Below are 17,669 nucleotides of genomic sequence, written 5' to 3' on the forward strand. Positions count from 1 at the left end.
TCGTTGTTTGCACACATTATGGACGACGCCATTGGCGGCCGTCCTTGGCCAGCATCGCGTCTGCTGATGCGGGCCCCCAAGTGCCCGCGCGGTATTCATCTGGATGTCCGTGCGACTCCCAGTAGTTGAGAATTGGATCGAGGATTTCCCAGCTCCGCTCGACTTCCGCATTGGTTGGAAACAAGCTGGATTCGTCGAGTAGCGCATCGAGGATGAGCCGCTCGTATGCTTCGGGAGACTGTTCCGTAAATGCCTCTGCGTACGAGAAATCCATGTTGACATCCCTAACTTCAAATGCAGTTCCAGGCACCTTGGAACCAAAGCGCATCAGCACGCCTTCGTCCGGCTGCACGCGGATAACGACTGCATTGTTCGTAAGTAGTTTTGTCTGATCGTCTTCGAACGGCTGGTACGGAGGACGCTTAAAGACCAGGGCAATCTCAGTCACTCGACGCCCGAGGCGCTTACCAGTGCGAAGGTAGAAAGGAACACCTGCCCAGCGACGCGAGTTTATCTCTAACGTACAGGCCGCATAGGTTTCGGTTGCAGAGTTGGGGTCAAACCCGGACTCCTCCCGGAGCCCGATTACGCGTTCAGAACCTTGCCAGCCCGCTACGTATTGGCCGCGTGCGGTCGTCTCATCGAACGGCTCGACGGGAGTCGTAGCGCGGAGGACCTTGAGTTTCTCCGCACGAAGACGCCCCGGGGAGAACGACGTCGGCTCCTCCATAGCGATCAAGGCGAGCAGCTGAATCAGGTGGTTTTGGATGACGTCTCGTGCTGCACCAATACCGTCGTAATAGCCTGCGCGGCCGCCGAGCCCAATATCTTCAGCCATCGTGATTTGTACGTGGTCGATGTAGTGCGAATTCCACACTGGTTCAAACATCTGGTTTGCGAAACGCAGCGCCATAATGTTCTGCACGGTTTCTTTGCCGAGATAGTGATCGATTCGGAATACGGATCGCTCCGGGAACACTGAATTCACTACTCGGTTTAGCTCTTTGGCGGATTCCAGATCATGCCCGAATGGCTTCTCGATGATCACTCGGCGCCAGCCGTGGTCTTGAGGCTGTGCCATTCCACTGCGGTCCAGCTGGTGGACAACGCTCGAAAAGTGCTCGGGCGGCACAGAAAGGTAAAAGGCCCAGTTTCCGTTCGTCCCCCGTGTTTCATCGGTCGAGCGCAGTGTATTGGCTAGGGCGTCGAACGCGGCGTCGTCATTAAACGAGCCCGAGACGAACTGCATACCTTCTGCGAGCCGGTCCCAAACGTTCGTATTAAACGCGGTGCGGGAAGATGCTTCAACGGCTTCACGCACATAGTCCTCAAAATCTTGTTTAGACCAGTTTCGACGCCCAAACCCGACGAGAGCAAAGCCCGGTGGGAGGAGACCCCGGTTCGCGAGGTCGTAAATTGCCGGCAGGAGCTTTTTCCGAGCTAGATCTCCAGTTACACCGAAGATCACCATCCCAGACGGACCCGCAATGCGGGGAAGCCGCTTATCCTCGGGGGACCGAAGCGGGTTCACCCAATGCGTGCTCTCGTCACTCACATGTACTCCTTTTTATTGCAGCTTTTCCGACATGGAATTTAGCAATTCTTGCCACGCATCAACAAACTTATCGACGCCCTCCTGCTCGAGGACTCGCACGACATCAGACAAGTCGATCCCTGCGGCGGTGATAGCGTCAAACGTCTTCTGAGCGTCGTCAGCACTGGCAGACAAAGTATCGCCGTGAAGACTGTCGCTAGCCAGGGTGGCGTCGATAGTTGATTCCGGCATGGTGTTGACCGTGTTTGGGCCAGCCAGCTCAGACACATACAACGTGGCAGGGTACTCAGGGTTCTTTACACCAGTCGAGGCCCACAGTGGGCGTTGAACGTTGGCACCAGCTGGAAGGTCATCCAACGAAGAAAATTCCTCAAGGAACAAGCGGTATGCCAGTTGTGCGTTTGCCACGCCTGCTTTGCCTCGCAACGCAAGTGCTTCAGAAGTAGCAATTTGCTCAAGGCGAGCATCGACTTCGGTGTCCATGCGAGACACGAAGAATGAGGCAACAGAATGAATGGTTGAGACATCGTGGCCGTTGGCTGCAGCCTGCCGAATACCTTCCTTGTACGCGCGAATGACCTCGCGGTAGCGCTCCACAGAGAAGATCAGCGTGACATTCACTGAAATACCAGCTGCCAGTGCTGCTGTGACTGCTGGCAACGAGGCGTCTGTGGCTGGAATCTTGATCATTGCATTCGGTTTACCCACGCGTGCCCACAGCTCTTTCGCTTGAGCGATCGTCTTCGCTTCGTCGTGAGCATAGCGGGGGTCAACCTCGATGGAAACGCGACCATCAAGGCCGTCGGTCGCATCGTAGATGTCCTGGAAGATGTCGCACGCGTCGCGGACGTCGTCAATGCTCATCGCGTAAACCGCCTCGTCGGGGCTGGCACCTGACGCTCTCAACTGTTGGATTTGCTCGTCGTACGCGCTTCCAGTCGACATTGCTGAAGCAAAAATTGCAGGGTTGGTTGTCACGCCAACGACCGACTTCTCACGTTTGACTGCTTCTAGATTGCCAGTGGCGATGCGCTGGCGAGAGAGATCATCCAGCCAAGTGGACGTGCCGAGCTCCCGAAGCTTTTCAACTGTGTTCATGCTCAGATTCCTTTCTAAAAAATGGGCCTGGCCAAGCTAGGGGAGGGCTTGACCAGGACAACTCTTCAACTATCGCTGCACCGCTGCTACAGACGCGCGTCCGGCTGCTGCAACGTTGTCTGCTGTAAAGCCGAACCGCTCGAAGAGCTCTGGACCTGGTGCGGAGGCACCAAAGTGCTCCAAGGAAACGCACTGACCGGCGTCGCCTACAAAACGATGCCATGGCATGGACAGACCGGCCTCGACAGAGACCCTTGCTCGAACCTCTGCAGGAAGTACCGATTCAATGTACTCCGGCGATTGCTGCGTAAACCACTCCATGCAAGGCACCGAGACAACTCGAGTTCCGATACCTTCGGCTTCCAAGGACTTCGCAGCCTCAACAGCAAGCTGCACTTCCGAGCCAGAAGCCATCAGAATCAAATCAGGCGTCGGGGTAGAGGAGTCCACGAGTACGTACGCACCGCGAGCAACACCTTCGAATGCCTTTTCCTTTGTGCCCTCAAGCACAGGGAGGTTCTGACGGGAAAGCGCCAGTGCCTTCGGCATCGGCTTAGCCTCCAGCGCAGACTTCCACGCAGCAGACGTTTCATTCGCGTCGGCCGGTCGGATCACCGCCATATCCGGGATGGCTCGAAGCGCAGTGAGCGTTTCAACCGGCTGGTGGGTCGGACCGTCTTCGCCCAGGCCGATCGAGTCGTGCGTGAAGACGTAGTAGCCGTCGATACCTGAAAGTGCTGCGACGCGAATTGCCGGGTAGAGATACTCGGAGAAGATCAGGAACGTACCGCCGTAAACTCGTGTGTTGCCGTGCAGTGCAATGCCGTTCATGATCGCGCCCATGGCATGTTCGCGGATGCCGAAGTGCAAATTGCGACCGTACGGCTCAGCGCTGAACATATCGGTAGAAATCGCCTGAGGCCCGAACGATGCAGCCCCCTTGATAAGGGTGTTATTGGAGCCTGCAAGGTCTGCGGAGCCACCCCAAAGCTCTGGAAGGGCCGCAGCCGCAGCCTGGATTACTGCTTCAGAAGCCTTACGGGTAGCAAGGCCCTTTTCGTCAGCGTCCCAAGTTGGGAAGTCCTGCGACCAGTTGGATGGGAGCTCTCGAGCCGTCAATCGGTCAAACAGGGCCTTCTTCTCTGGGTTGGCCTCAGCCCAAACAGCAAACGTCTCGTCCCACTGTTTACGCTTCGCAGCACCACGGTCCCGGAGCTTTCGAGTATGGGTGATAACGGACTCTTCCTCCGGGAAGTGAATCTCCGGATCAAAGCCGAGAATCTTTTTGACAGCTGCGATTTCTTTCGCACCGAGAGCTGCGCCGTGTACTGCACCCGTGTTTTGCAGCGTAGGAGCAGGGAAGCCGATGACCGTCTTTACCTGAATGATCGTTGGGCGATTGGTGTCGGACTGTGCTTCCTTGATCGCTTTCTCAATCGCGACGACGTCCTCGCCGGACTCAACCGTTAGTGTTTGCCAGCCGTAGGCCTCGTAGCGCTTCATAACGTCTTCAGTGAACGCGATCTGGGTATCATCCTCGATCGAAATCCTGTTGTCATCCCAGAATACAATCAGGTTTCCGAGCTGCTGCGTCCCTGCGAGAGATGAAGCCTCCGATGTGACACCTTCTTGAAGGCAACCGTCTCCAGCCACGACGTAGATGAAATGATCGAACGGCGATTCGCCAGCCGGAGCCTCAGGGTCAAACAGGCCACGTTCCCGGCGCGAAGCCATCGCCATACCAACTGCTGATGCCAACCCCTGGCCGAGTGGGCCAGTTGTAATCTCTACGTGGTCCGTGTGGTTGTACTCAGGGTGACCGGGAGTCTTAGCACCCCAGGTACGAAGCTGCTGGAGGTCTTTAAGCTCAAGTCCCATGCCCCCCAGGTAGAGCTGAACATACTGCGTCAGGGAAGAGTGGCCGTTTGACAATACGAAGCGATCGCGCCCTGCCCAATGTGGGTCAGCGGGGTCTACATTCATCACCCGCTGGTAGAGCGTATATGAAAGAGGGGCGAGCGACATCGCGGTGCCTGGGTGCCCAGAGCCGCAGTTTTCCACGGCGTCAGCCGCGAGGATTCGGGCCGTATCAACTGCCCGCGTATCCACGTCGGTCCAGTCTTCGGGATAGTTACGTACAGTTTTTGCTTGAAGTTCAGCTGAAAGCGTCACAGAATCCTCGATTCATGCTATGGAAACAGAACAGGACCCAGCCTAGTGTAAAACTCGCTTTGTGGTGGTGACACCCAACGGTGTTGTGCGAAGAAAACTCGCGGGTGTAGCCGCCACGTTAATTCTGACAAATTGGTGAGCGGAGGCTAACATCGCCGGGAGGGTCAAAGTATTAAGAGGGCTGAAAAGATCATCGTGTAATGCGTTGCGGTACCATATCAGCCGAAATGCTCGACACCTGAACGCGAACCTATGTTGCGTAAGAGTTCTAGCCGAACGGTTGAAGTTTGATGTGGAGGAGAAGTATTGGAGACCATCAAGGCATACTTCGCGCTTACGAAGCCCAGGGTCATTGAACTTCTTCTAGTAGCAGCTATCCCCGCAATGTTGCAAGCAGACCGTGGCACTGTGCACGTGTGGCTCATTCTTGCAACGCTGTTCGGTGGTTGGATGGGGGCCGGTGCGGCAAATGCATTTAACATGGTCGCCGACTACGACATTGACCAGAAAATGGGGCGAACGCGTGCACGGCCACTTGTCCGGGCAAAGGTCACCAAACAGAAAGCCGCCGTATTTGCTTGGGCGCTTCTCGTTGCGAGTGTGCTTTGGCTTGGATTCCTGTGTAAGTCGTGGCTCGCGGCGTTCTTTATCATTCTGACCAACTTCTTCTATATCTACGTGTATACAAAGTGGCTGAAGAGACGAACTTGGCAGAACGTCATCTGGGGCGGCGCAGCAGGTTGCATGCCCGTGATGGTCGGTTGGGCGGCAATTAGAGACAATGTCACCGACGGCTCTAAGGATGCCTGGTGGCAGGCGATCGTGATGTTCATGATCATCTTCTTCTGGACACCACCGCACACCTGGGCGCTAGCAATGAAGTACCGAGCGGATTACGCCCGCGCTAATGTCCCGATGCTGCCGGTGGTAGCCTCCCCTGCGGAGACAACCCGTCAGATTCTCATTTACTCATGGTGGACCGTCGGGGTGTCCCTGCTCCTGGTTCCCGCCACCTCGTGGATCTATCTTGCAACCGCGCTGATTTCGGGTGCATTGTTCCTCGCCGTTGCCACACAGCTGCATGCTGGGGTAAAGCGCGGGGAGAAGGTGAAACCGCTCAAGCTGTTTATTCTCTCCAACAACTATCTTGCGGCGTTGTTCTTGGGGCTTTCCGTTGATGCGGTGCTCGGTTGGACTCCACTATTCGCTACCTTCTTCTAGCGCGTGGATCCTTGGAGCTTGATGGCTCCAAGGTCATTGTCACAAACCTCCGAAGTTTCGGAACCCAGTAGCGAGCTGGCGTCATCTATCGATTCACACACGTGAACTGGCGGTTCCCATCGTGTTTCTTCGAGCACTCTGGTAACAGTCTGTGCATGCTTACGGAAGCCGTTGGCATCCATTCGTATCGACGCTAAGTCCTCATAGCAACACGTACGCGCAGAGCTGCGCCCAACTTCGTGCGCAAAGCCATTTTTGAAGTCGGGGCGTGTTAGCACAACTGCATCCACGCCGATCCCATCATTGAGCGTTTTGATCTGTGCAGCAGTACCAGGCTGGCCACTGAATACGGCTGTTGCTCCAGCCTTATCTGCTGCTACTCGGCCTTCCTCGCTTTCCGAAACGGCATACACGATGATGTCCTTCTCTCGAGCGATTGCAATCATGTACAACCCAATTGCGGAACCTGCATTCGTGACGACGACAGCTTCACCTTGCACAAGCTTCAAAACTTCGAATAGCGAATAACTTGCGGCCATTCCCGGCCTCAACATTGAAGCACCAATGCGTGGGGCGATCAGGTCCGATACAGCGACTACCCGGCTTCGGTCAACGACAACCTGCTCGGCGATGGGGCCGGTGGCATCGCTCCACGCAACCACAGTTCCTGGCGCAACCTCGTCGAGGGGGTCTTTCAGGACACGACCGCATCCTTGGTTGCCGAAGGAGGTGTCGTGAAGAAAAAACCCAGCGTAGAGGACTTCGACTAGAAGTTCTCTATCGCTGGGGAACGGTGAAGCGATATCAATGCAACGCACCTGCTGCGCGTCGAACTCAATCGCTTTCATACTTTCTCAGGCTACATGGTGTTTGCGTCTAGCGATACAGCAACTCACGACGCACAGCGTGCGCGTACAAGAACGCGGTGAACGCTACAACTAGAGACGACAGCCCAATATGGATCGGAATCGTCCAACGCGGCACGCCCATGTAGTACTGGCTTAAACCTACTGCCCACTGGACCACGATGAGTCCAAGAAGAATCCAGGAAGTTTTCTGTGCCGCATGCGGGGCTTTCGCTCTACGTAGCAGGAAAAATGTGATCACTGTAAGAAGTAGATACGCGTACATGCACCCTGCGTGAATATATGCCAACAACGCTGTGTCAATCGCAAGTCGACCTTCCATACCGACGCTTGCGTCACCCGAGTGCGGGCCGGACCCTGTCACCATCGTTCCTGTCACAAGTACACAGCTCAACGCAACGGCAGCGATCACGGCGATCACTCGGATGTGCCCGGGGTAGCGGTCTTGAGCAACCGTGGACTCGTCTTCTGCCAAACGCATGTAGAGCAATGCAGCGACCCACACGAGCACCATCGAAGGCAAGAAGTGCACGGCGACCGCCCACCACTGCAAATCAAGGCGAACAGAAATACCGCCGATAATCGCCTGGACAACCACGCCGACGAGGGAGAACCATGCCAAGAATTGGGCATCTCGACCGCGGGATGCGCGGTAGACAGCCCAAAGCACGGCGATCGCGGCAGCCGCGACCACGAAAGTAAGCAGGCGGTTTCCAAACTCAATGGCTTGGTGAATCCAAGGTGCGGCACCAGCGACGGGGACAAGCGAACCTTCATGGCAAAGTGGCCACGTATTGCAACCAAGCCCCGAACCGGTCACTCGCACCAACGACCCTGTTACGGTGATCCCGCCTTGGCAGAGCAAGAGAATCATGGCTAGAGTTCGTTGCAACTTCAGACTGGGGGCTTGCTTTTTATCCTGATGCGTCATCGGCGCACCGGTCTGTTGTAAAGTCATGCACTTTCCTTGGACGTATAAAACACGTTCGACTATTCAGGCTCGAATCTTAGTCGATGAGCGCATGGCCTTAATCATCGAAACGGAAGAAGCGAACGCTTGAGCCAACGCCGACGATGAGCCACGCTAGCAAGCTAAGCAACGCAGGACCATTCGCAGTCAGCGCGAGTGCATCAGAAATACCAGCTGCCAGCGAAACCGTGGGTACTAGGTTCCACCAACCAGCGTGGCTAAGGTCGCCAGAATAGACGACCCAACCCACGATTCCCATCATGATCACCCACATTAAATTCGAAATGGCAAGGACCATCTCGGAACTTAGCGAGCCGCCCATGAGCAAGCCCAAGGAAGTAAAGCAAGCAACCCCCAGGAACAAGACGCAGGCACCAAGCACCGCGCCAACGACTGAGGGGCGCCAGCCAAGGAAACCTGCAACAGCTCCTAGCACCGCAATCTGGACGCAGACCATCGCGACCACGCCAAGGATTTTTCCGACGATGATCGTCCACGGTGGGACTCCGGAAGCACCGGTCCGCTTCAGCGCACCGTATCGGCGGTCAAAGGCGAGCGAAATCGCCTGGCCCGTAAATCCAGAGCTGGTCGCCGCGACGGCAAACACCATCGGCACCAGGGTGTCGAGGCTGTAGTCATCCCCAAAAACAGGCAAATATACTGATGCGATGAGCAACGCTGCCGGGATGAAGATGCTGAGCACCAACTGTTCGCCGTGACGGAGCATCAGCTTGCTTTCGATGAGTCCCTGAGCGCTGGCCATCGCAAACTTCGAAGACCGTTGCGGGGCGGGCGTAAAGGTTCCTTCCTTGATGTGCACCGCTAGCTCCTTAATTCCTTACCGGTGATGTTCAAAAACACTTCTTCCAACGCCATGTGGCTTACTTGCATATCCCGAATCAGCACGGATTGGCGAAGTGCTTCTTCGGTAATACAGGCGACAAGTTCAGGAGAAACCGAACCGTTGACTACGTAGCGCATTGGGCGAACTTGGGCCACAGCTGTATCGATCTGACACAAAGCCACGTGCTGCTTCAGCTTCTCGAGGTCGAGTGGTTGCGCCGTACCAAACGTGATTTGCTGCTCAAATGATCCGCTGGTCAGGTCCGCCGGTGAACCTTCGGCGACAACCTTTCCATGATCCATGATCACAATGTCATCGGCGAGCGACTCCGCCTCGTCCATCAGGTGCGTAGTCAGGACGATCGTGGTTCCGTCACGTTTTAGTGCAGAAACAATATCCCACACAGCGTTGCGTGACTGTGCGTCCATGCCAGCGGTTGGCTCATCAAGAAAAACCAGCTCCGGACGACCTATAAGTGCAAGCGCCAGGGACAAGCGTTGCTTTTGCCCTCCGGAGAGGCGTCGATACGTGGTATTGGCGACTCCCTCGAGCCCTAGGAGGGCCATGAGCCACTCAGGGTCGTGAGGATTTGCGTTGTATGAAGCCGAAAGCTTCAGCATTTCTCTGACTTTGACGCCCGAATATGATCCGCCACCCTGCAGCATGATCCCAATTCGGTCTCGCACACGCTGAGGGTGGGTTGCAGGGTTTTCGCCTAGTACCGTGATTGTCCCTGAGGTTGGCCGGGTGAATCCTTCACACATCTCGATGGTCGTTGTCTTGCCGGCTCCATTCGGACCGAGCAAAGCCAGCACGGTTCCTTCTTTTGCGGCAAACGATGCTCCATCTACAGCAGTAACGTCCCCAAAAGTTTTCTTCACATTGTCAACTGAAAGAACAGGCGCGTTCATGGATAGCTAGTGTAGCCTGCCGGCACCAAAGCGCCGATACAACAGGAAACTGAGCCCAACAAATACGACAAAACAACAGGCTGCGACACCGTAAATAGTGAAAACTGTCTTTGCTTGCAGGCCGAGACCACGCGGTAGTACCAGAAAACTAAATACAGCAGAGTACACAGCCACCCCGGCGCGGAAAAAGAACCTATTTGCCCATGCAGCAAGGGGATAAATAGCCCACAGAGGGTACCAAGGGTGTACAACTGGGAAGAATATAACAAGCACGAGCGTTGCGACGCCAAGTCCACCTGCAGGGTGAATGGCTCCCCGCAACGTAGCCCACAGTAGGCGAACCAGAAACGCCACCGCGATGGCCACTCCAATCCCGCGGGTGACAATGAGAACTGCGTCAATGTGGTCGCCGAGACCAAGCAGCATTCCTAGAAAGCCGCTGATTACGCCCACGTCTGTTGAGATCGAGAGCCAGCTACGAATCGATGCTGCTCCGCCTTGACCAGTGACCCATCCGAGCCCAATGCTTGTTATAAGTGAAACGGCGGCAGTAGTGACAATGAGAATAACTGTCTGAAAAAGCACCGCGATGCTAAGGGCTGTAGCTTTGCGCTGGCGTTGCCCAAGCACACGAGCGATTGCCATGCCTATAAAACCGAGACCGAGAAAGCCTGTCACTTTGACTAGTCCTCCGCAGGTAATGGTGATCGCGGAGAGAGCCAGGTAACCCCACGCTTGCGCTGAACTGATGGTCCTCAACCTGTCGGCCCCGCGAAGTCCTAGCTCAAACCCGACTAACACCAATCCGAGCATGATCGCTTCATTATGGATGCCACCAATGAGATGCAGAATCGTTAGCGGATTGAGCACCCCGAGCCACAGTGCGGCAGTCTCTGGTACGCCACAGCGGCCGGCAATCTTTCGGATCCCCCACGCTGCGGCGAGCACTCCGACGAGTGATACGACGCGGTGCGCAATCACCCCGAGCACAATAGAGTCAGCAGTAATACGAGAAATTGCCGCTGCAATACCTAACGCGACAGGCCCGTAGGGGCTTGGAGAATGCGCCCAAATAAACGGGACCGAGCGCGCTAGATGGTGTTCTGGCCCGAGAAGCTCGACTGGTCCAGCGGAGTACGGGTCAAGACCAAACCGGACAATTGCACCATTAGCTAAGTATGAATAGATGTCTTGGGTAAAGAGGGGAGCGGTAATCACCAGAGGAGCAACCCATACAACGAATGTTCGCATGAGAAGCGGCGTCGAAACGCGGGGCCTCTGGCCACTTACGCCAACGAAGGGGCCCATACACAGCCAAGCGGAGACCAAGAGTCCTACTCCGAACAGAACTATGGAAGACGACGCTTGCATCATTCGGCCAAGCAAGGCCCCGCCAGGCAGAGAGAACCAAGGATTATCGACGACCGGCAAGGCCCCGCCCCCGAGGCCTCCCAAGCCAATGAGAAGTGTGCCGACCAAACCCAGCCATCTAAGTACGGCGAACCGGTTCTGCTCAGCGTAGTTGGTTGAACGAAAGTCTTGTCCTCGCCAAACCTCTTTAGAGACTCGGTGGAGCCCAGCCGACCGTGATCCAGGCTTGCCGATGCGAGGAAACGCATCAAGCAAAGACTTTATCGGTGAATCCTGGAACAACACAGGCAAGATTGTAGCCGAACGACCGGGTTAAACGTGCACATTGAATTAGGACACAGTAGTGTTGTGTAAAGGCCGGTCGGTGTACAGCCAATCGGTTGGAAAGTCAGAGATCAAAGCAGATCGAAGCGAGGTGAGCCAGTGCTGAACCAAGCGCGGTCAGTTGACGGTGGCACTCGCAAGCGAGTGATGGCGCTCTTGCTGAAAAGCGGACCGGTGACTGCATCAACACTTGGTGAGCAAACTGGAATTTCAGCTGCCGGTATCCGTCGGCACCTGGATAAGCTCACTGAGGCTGGACTCATTGAGACGTGTGAGCCACTGCCGGTTGCTGGAGAAGAGCCACCGCGAGGCCGTCCCGCGAAGCACTACTGCTTGACGGAAGAAGGCCGAGAAAGCTTCGGTAGCAACTATGAGAATATGGCGCTTGATGCAATCGAAGCTCTTGAAGAACTTGGCGGCCATGAAGCAGTCAAAGCGTTCGCCAAAACTAGGATTGAACGCATCCTTGAAGAAGTGGAGCCGATTTCGGAGCGATCAAGCAGTGGCGACCTTGAATCAGTCGTGCTCGAAGTCGTGTCCGTTTTAGAGCGTCACGGCTATGTTGCCTCGGTGACTCAGGCAGGAACTGGAATTCAAATTTGTCAGCATCACTGCCCGGTGTCACAAGTAGCGTCTGCGCATCCCGAAATTTGCGAAGCAGAGCAAGAAATGATCGCTAAGATCGTAGGCCGACACATCCAACCACTTGCCTCCATTACAGAGGGCAATGGTGTCTGCACAACAAACATTCCACTCGCTGCTGTTCACGGGCCGAAAAATAACGTATCTGAAAGGAGCGGAAAATAATGACGAAAGCTAATCCCGCACCCGGTTTAGAGAAACCAATGAACGACGAAGAGATTATCGAGTCAATCGGTAGCTACAACTACGGGTGGCACGACCCAGACGCTGCCGGGCAGGCAGCAAAGCGTGGTCTTAACGCTGGGGTAGTCAAGGACATTTCTGGCATTAAGGAAGAGCCAGAATGGATGCTGGAACAGCGCCTCAAGGCTTTGGACATTTTTGAAAAGAAGCCACTGCCGACTTGGGGCGCAGACCTGAGTGGCATCGACTTTGACAACATTAAGTACTATGTCCGCTCTACGGAGCAACCAGCTACGAGCTGGGATGACCTTCCTGAAGACATTAAGAATACGTACGACAAGCTTGGCATTCCTGAGGCAGAAAAGCAGCGCCTAGTCGCTGGTGTTGCTGCGCAGTACGAATCTGAGGTTGTCTACCACCAGATTCGTGAGGATCTCGAAAAGAAGGGTGTCATCTTCGTAGACACTGACACCGCGCTTCGCGAGCACGAGGACATCTTTAAGGAGTACTTCGGCTCGGTCATCCCCGCTGGCGATAACAAGTTCTCAGCTCTGAATACGGCAGTATGGTCAGGCGGTTCGTTTATCTATGTTCCGCCGGGCGTCCACGTCGATATCCCGCTCCAGGCATACTTCCGTATTAATACCGAGAACATGGGCCAGTTCGAGCGCACGCTCATCATCGTTGATGAGGACGCCTACGTCCACTACGTAGAAGGATGCACCGCCCCGATTTACAAGTCCGACTCGCTTCACTCCGCGGTCGTTGAAATCATCGTGAAGAAAGGTGGCCGCTGCCGGTACACCACGATCCAGAACTGGTCGAACAACGTTTACAACCTCGTCACCAAGCGCGCTAAGGCCGAAGAGGGCGCAGTGATGGAGTGGGTCGACGGCAATATCGGTTCAAAGGTGACGATGAAGTACCCAGCAGTCTGGATGACTGGCGAGTATGCCCGTGGCGAAGTGCTTTCCGTCGCATTTGCTGGTGAAGGACAGTTCCAGGACACCGGTGCCAAGATGACACACATGGCTCCGCACACCTCGAGTTCAATCGTTTCAAAGTCAGTTGCGCGCAGTGGCGGACGCGCGGCCTACCGTGGCCTGGTACAGATCAACGCAAACGCGCATGATTCCGCCTCGAACGTTGAGTGCGACGCGTTGCTTGTCGATGACATTTCTCGTTCTGACACTTACCCGTACAACGACATTAGGAACGATCGGGTTACGCTCGGACACGAGGCGAAAGTCTCCAAGGTCTCTGAAGAGCAGCTGTTCTACCTGATGTCCCGCGGTATTGCCGAAGAAGAAGCTATGGCGATGATTGTCCGTGGCTTCGTCGAGCCTATTGCCAAGGAGCTCCCGATGGAGTACGCCCTGGAGCTCAACCGTCTGATTGAATTGCAAATGGAAGGATCAGTGGGCTAATCACCATGACTTCAACGATTAATCCCGTATCGAATGCAACTCCTCACAACAACAAGGGAGATCTGTTTTCGTCGTTCAATGTTGAGGATTTTCCCGTTCCACGTGGACGTGACGAAGTCTGGCGGTTCATTCCACTTCGCCGCATCCGAGGTCTGCACAACGGGGAGTTCCCGCAACAGGCTGACGCCCAGATCACGATTGATGCGCCAGATGAGGTCGTCGTCACGGAGCTTGACGCAGCTGACGATCAGCTCAAAGTAGCCGGCGCGCCCGTAGACCGCGTTGCTGCACAAGCATGGTCGAGCGCGAAAACCGGCACCTTGATTACCGTGCCTGGTAACAGCAAGTTGTCCAAGCCCATCACCGTCACCATCACTGGTGCCGGCGCCGACGTGACATCCTTTGCAACGATCCTTTTTGAAGTTGGGACCCATGCAGAGGCTGACATCGTTGTCAAGTACACCGGCACAGGTGTGCATGCAGACAACGTCAATTGGCATATCGGCGCAGGCGCGCACGTACGCGCAGTCGTAGATACGGACTGGGACTTGGACGCAGTGCACATTGGTCAACAGTCCATCTTGATGGAGCGCGATTCGGTACTGCGCCACAACGTCGCAGCTTTCGGTGGCGAGATCGTGCGCATCACCCCACGCGTAAAGTTCCAAGCTCCGGGTGCAGACGTCGAGCTCAACGGCGTTTACTTTGCGGACGCGGGTCAGTACATCGAAAACCGTATGCTGGTCGACCACAGCGTTCCGAACTGCCGGTCGAACGTGCTGTACAAGGGTGCGTTGCAAGGCGACAAGGCGTCGGATCTGCCAGAAGCACGAACCTGCTGGGTCGGTGATGTGCTGATTCGCGCAGGCGCGCACGGCACAGATACATATGAAACGAACCGGAACCTGGTCTTGACGGATGGTGCTCGCGCTGACGCAATTCCAAACCTCGAGATCGAGACTGGTGAAATCGCTGGAGCCGGCCATGCCGCAACCGTTGGTCGGTTCGATGACGAGCAAGTGTTTTATCTCCGGTCCAGGGGCATCCCTGAGGACGAAGCCACGCGCTTGATCATTCGCGGATTCTTTAACGAGGTCCTCAATCAGGTCCCGCTCGAAGACCTCCGTGAAGAACTCGTTGCACGTGTGGCCGGAGAGCTCGAGCAAACGAACCAGTAAAACGAAAAGGAATCAGTAAAAAATGTCTACCCTGGAAATCAAGAACCTCCACGCAAACGTCCTGCCGACCGAGGAAGGTCAAGAGCCAACGCCGATTCTCAAGGGCGTAAACCTCACTATTAAGGGCGGAGAGACTCACGCCATCATGGGGCCGAATGGTTCCGGTAAGTCCACGCTTGCCTACACGCTCGCTGGTCATCCACGCTACGAAGTTACTGAAGGCGAAGTACTCCTCGATGGTGAGAACATCCTCGAGATGGATATCGACGAACGCGCTCGCGCCGGACTCTTCCTGGCAATGCAGTACCCAGTTGAGGTGCCGGGCGTCTCTTCTTCGAACTTTATGCGCTCTGCTGTGACTGCTGTTCGTGGGGAAGCGCCGAAGCTTCGCGATTGGGTTCGTGAACTCAATGATGCTCGCGACTTGTTGAAGATGGACTCTTCTTTCACTGAGCGTTCGGTCAACGAAGGCTTTTCTGGCGGTGAGAAGAAGCGACATGAGGTCATGCAGTTGTCGTTGCTCAAGCCGAAGTTTGCTGTGATGGACGAAACGGACTCCGGCCTTGACGTCGATGCGCTGCGAATCGTATCCGAGGGGATCAACCGCTACCAGGAAGAAACCAACGGCGGTGTCCTAATGATCACCCACTACAAGCGGATCCTGGAGTATGTGAAGCCTGACTTCATTCACATCTTCTCGGATGGCAAGGTCATCCAGACTGGCGACGCCTCGTTGGCTGATGTTCTCGAGGCAGAGGGATACGAAAAGTTCATCTAATGGGATACTTACATTCCGATGGAACACTGAACACAGACGCGATTCGCGCAGAGTTCCCGATCCTGAGTCGGACCGTGCGCGATGGGAAGCCCCTCGTCTATTTGGACTCCGGGGCTACGTCCCAGCGTCCGCAGTCTGTGTGGAACGCTGAGCAAGAATTCGTCCTGAACACATTTGCACCAGTCCATCGTGGCTCCTACCAACTGGCTGAGGAGGCGACAGACGCTTATGAAACTGCCCGTGAGCGTATCGCTAACTTTGTTGGTGCTGACGGGGAGGAGATTGCATTCACGAAGAACGCTACTGAGGCTCTGAACCTCGTCGCATATGTTCTTGGTGATGATCGTGCCGGTAAGCACCAGATCAAACGCGGAGACACGATTGTTGTCACTGAACTGGAGCACCACGCGAACCTCGTGCCTTGGCAAGAACTGGCCCGCCGCACTGGAGCAACGCTCAAGTGGTACTCGATGACTGCTAATGGACGCATCGACCTTGACAGCTTGGAACTCGACGATACTGTAAAAGTTGTTGCGTTCACGCACCAATCAAACGTAACTGGTGCAGTAGCGGACGTCGATGAAATCGTGAGGCGTGCTCGCGCAGTAGGAGCACTCACGGTCCTTGATGCGTGCCAATCTGTTCCGCATATGCCTGTTAACTTTCACGAGCTTGACGTCGACTTTGCAGCGTTCTCAGGGCATAAGATGTGTGGACCTTCTGGTGTGGGCGCCGTATACGCGAGAAAGTCGATCTTCAGGGAACTTCCACCATTTTTGACAGGTGGATCCATGATCGAGATCGTCAAGATGGACTCTTCGACGTATGCGCCGACGCCCCAACGGTTCGAAGCTGGCACGCAGATGACAAGCCAGGTCGTTGGCCTTGGTGCTGCCGTCGAGTTCTTGGAATCCATCGGAATGGAAAATGTCCAACGCCACGAGCATATGTTGACGGAGTATGCCCTGGAACGAATGCAAGAGATTCCAGGATTAGTTATCGCTGGTCCTGCGGTGGCTGAACAGCGCGGCGGTGCGATCGCTTTTACCGTCGATGGCGTGCATCCGCATGATTTAGGACAGGTGCTTGATGCTCACGGTGTTGCTATCCGCACCGGCCACCACTGCGCGTGGCCCGCTCACAGAGAACTCGAGGTGCAGGCAACCTCTCGAGCAAGTTTCTACCTGTACAACACCAAAGAGGAAGTAGACGCCTTGGTTGAAGCCATTCGCGAAGCGCGCCGCTTCTTCGGAGTCGAGGAGGATTCCTAGACGATGAACCTAGAGTCTATGTACCAAGAAGTAATCTTGGACCATTACAAGAACCCACGGCATAAGGGGCTGCGCGAACCGTACGAAGCGGAGGTGTACCACGTCAACCCATCTTGCGGTGATGAGCTGACGCTGCGTGTGCACCTGTCTGCCGACGGAAAGACGGTTGAAGACGTCTCTTACGATGCTCAAGGTTGCTCGATCTCCCAAGCCTCAACCAGTGTGATGACAGAAGAACTGGTGGGGCTACCTGTTGCGGATGCGATGGAAAAGTTGCACTCGTTTGAGGAAATGATCACCTCTCGCGGGACCAAAGAAGGGGATCCGGAAGCCATCGGCGATGGCATTGCGTTCGCAGGTGTTTCTAAGTTCCCAGCTCGCGTCAAGTGTGCGTTGTTGGGCTGGAAAGCATTTGAAGCCGCCACGTCCGAGGCGTTAGACAAATAGAAAGGCGAAAATATGGTGGATAACGATCACACTTCGAACCTTGGCGATGGCGACGAGCGGCCAGCACAGACCGAGGAACAGCTCAAAATCTGTGGTGAAGTAGAGGAGTACCTACACGACGTCATTGACCCCGAGTTGGGTATCAATGTTGTTGACCTTGGACTTGTCTATGACGTGTGGGTAGAAACTAACGATAATGTCCACCGAGCAGTCGTCAACATGACGTTGACTTCGCCGGCTTGCCCGCTTACCGATGTCATCGAAGAACAAGCTGATCACGCTATCACGACGAATACTGTGTGTGATGAAGTCGTCATCAATTGGGTGTGGATGCCACCATGGGGACCGCAGATGATTACGGAAGAAGGGCGCGAGCAGTTGCGTGCACTAGGTTTCGCTGTTTAGACCACG

Annotated in this window: 16 protein-coding genes; 8 read left to right on the forward strand and 8 right to left on the reverse strand. The window is 55.3% G+C overall.

Annotated elements, in window-relative coordinates; translation table 11 throughout:
• Positions 1-16: 16 nt before the first annotated feature.
• The 3 genes from zwf to tkt all read right to left on the reverse strand — a co-directional run bounded on the left by zwf (position 17) and on the right by tkt (position 4,825).
• Positions 17-1,555: a glucose-6-phosphate dehydrogenase gene (zwf, locus tag HMPREF3170_RS00660; RefSeq protein ID WP_070362428.1), complete on the reverse strand. Its 1,539-nt coding sequence runs from the start codon at positions 1,553-1,555 to the stop codon at positions 17-19.
• Positions 1,556-1,567: 12 nt separating this feature from the next.
• A complete protein-coding gene (tal, locus tag HMPREF3170_RS00665; protein ID WP_070477074.1) occupies positions 1,568-2,653 on the reverse strand; it encodes a transaldolase in 1,086 nt (361 codons plus the stop codon).
• 69 nt (positions 2,654-2,722) lie between these two features.
• Positions 2,723-4,825, reverse strand: coding sequence for a transketolase (gene tkt, locus HMPREF3170_RS00670; protein WP_070477077.1), 2,103 nt, complete (start codon positions 4,823-4,825; stop codon positions 2,723-2,725).
• 306 nt (positions 4,826-5,131) lie between these two features.
• Here tkt and HMPREF3170_RS00675 point away from each other — a divergent pair, with 306 nt between their 5' ends.
• Positions 5,132-6,046, forward strand: coding sequence for a heme o synthase (locus HMPREF3170_RS00675; RefSeq protein WP_070477079.1), 915 nt, complete (start codon positions 5,132-5,134; stop codon positions 6,044-6,046).
• Here HMPREF3170_RS00675 and HMPREF3170_RS00680 read toward each other — a convergent pair.
• The 5 genes from HMPREF3170_RS00680 to mptB form a co-directional block, all read right to left on the reverse strand.
• Positions 6,043-6,894, reverse strand: coding sequence for an MDR/zinc-dependent alcohol dehydrogenase-like family protein (locus tag HMPREF3170_RS00680; RefSeq protein ID WP_070477082.1), 852 nt, complete (start codon positions 6,892-6,894; stop codon positions 6,043-6,045). The genes HMPREF3170_RS00675 and HMPREF3170_RS00680 overlap by 4 nt on opposite strands.
• 28 nt (positions 6,895-6,922) lie before the next feature.
• Positions 6,923-7,870: a COX15/CtaA family protein gene (locus HMPREF3170_RS00685; RefSeq protein ID WP_070362433.1), complete on the reverse strand. Its 948-nt coding sequence runs from the start codon at positions 7,868-7,870 to the stop codon at positions 6,923-6,925.
• 70 nt (positions 7,871-7,940) lie between these two features.
• Positions 7,941-8,702 (reverse strand): ABC transporter permease, encoded by a 762-nt coding sequence (locus HMPREF3170_RS00690; RefSeq protein ID WP_369822163.1) that lies wholly within the window; start codon positions 8,700-8,702, stop codon positions 7,941-7,943.
• A gap of 2 nt (positions 8,703-8,704) precedes the next feature.
• The gene (locus HMPREF3170_RS00695) at positions 8,705-9,637 is read right to left on the reverse strand and encodes an ABC transporter ATP-binding protein (protein WP_070477084.1); all 933 of its coding nucleotides are present in this window, start codon (positions 9,635-9,637) and stop codon (positions 8,705-8,707) included.
• A 6-nt stretch (positions 9,638-9,643) separates the two neighbouring features.
• Entirely contained in the window at positions 9,644-11,293 is a 1,650-nt protein-coding gene (gene mptB / locus HMPREF3170_RS00700) for a polyprenol phosphomannose-dependent alpha 1,6 mannosyltransferase MptB (RefSeq protein WP_369822090.1), read from the reverse strand.
• Between the two features lie 138 nt (positions 11,294-11,431).
• Here mptB and HMPREF3170_RS00705 point away from each other — a divergent pair, with 138 nt between their 5' ends.
• From HMPREF3170_RS00705 to HMPREF3170_RS00735, 7 genes are read left to right on the forward strand one after another with little or no spacing between them, the layout of a single operon-like run.
• A complete protein-coding gene (locus tag HMPREF3170_RS00705) occupies positions 11,432-12,139 on the forward strand; it encodes a helix-turn-helix transcriptional regulator (protein ID WP_070362435.1) in 708 nt (235 codons plus the stop codon).
• Positions 12,139-13,584: a Fe-S cluster assembly protein SufB gene (sufB, locus tag HMPREF3170_RS00710; RefSeq protein ID WP_070362436.1), complete on the forward strand. Its 1,446-nt coding sequence runs from the start codon at positions 12,139-12,141 to the stop codon at positions 13,582-13,584. Before HMPREF3170_RS00705 ends, sufB begins: the two co-directional genes overlap by 1 nt.
• Before the next feature lie 5 nt (positions 13,585-13,589).
• Entirely contained in the window at positions 13,590-14,762 is a 1,173-nt protein-coding gene (gene sufD / locus HMPREF3170_RS00715) for a Fe-S cluster assembly protein SufD (protein ID WP_070362437.1), read from the forward strand.
• Positions 14,763-14,784: 22 nt separating this feature from the next.
• The gene (sufC, locus tag HMPREF3170_RS00720) at positions 14,785-15,540 is read left to right on the forward strand and encodes a Fe-S cluster assembly ATPase SufC (protein WP_070362438.1); all 756 of its coding nucleotides are present in this window, start codon (positions 14,785-14,787) and stop codon (positions 15,538-15,540) included.
• Positions 15,540-16,811 carry a cysteine desulfurase gene (locus HMPREF3170_RS00725; RefSeq protein ID WP_070362439.1) on the forward strand — a complete coding sequence of 424 codons (1,272 nt, stop codon included), beginning with the start codon at positions 15,540-15,542 and terminating at the stop codon, positions 16,809-16,811. Before sufC ends, HMPREF3170_RS00725 begins: the two co-directional genes overlap by 1 nt.
• A gap of 3 nt (positions 16,812-16,814) precedes the next feature.
• Complete coding sequence (gene sufU, locus HMPREF3170_RS00730; RefSeq protein WP_070477086.1) at positions 16,815-17,258, forward strand: Fe-S cluster assembly sulfur transfer protein SufU; 444 nt, start codon at positions 16,815-16,817, stop codon at positions 17,256-17,258.
• 12 nt (positions 17,259-17,270) lie between these two features.
• Positions 17,271-17,663, forward strand: a complete 393-nt coding sequence (locus HMPREF3170_RS00735) for a metal-sulfur cluster assembly factor (RefSeq protein ID WP_070362441.1) — start codon at positions 17,271-17,273, stop codon at positions 17,661-17,663.
• Positions 17,664-17,669: the final 6 nt, after the last annotated feature.

Source organism: Corynebacterium sp. HMSC08D02 (assembly GCF_001807505.1).
In the GTDB taxonomy this organism is placed as follows: domain Bacteria; phylum Actinomycetota; class Actinomycetes; order Mycobacteriales; family Mycobacteriaceae; genus Corynebacterium; species Corynebacterium pseudogenitalium.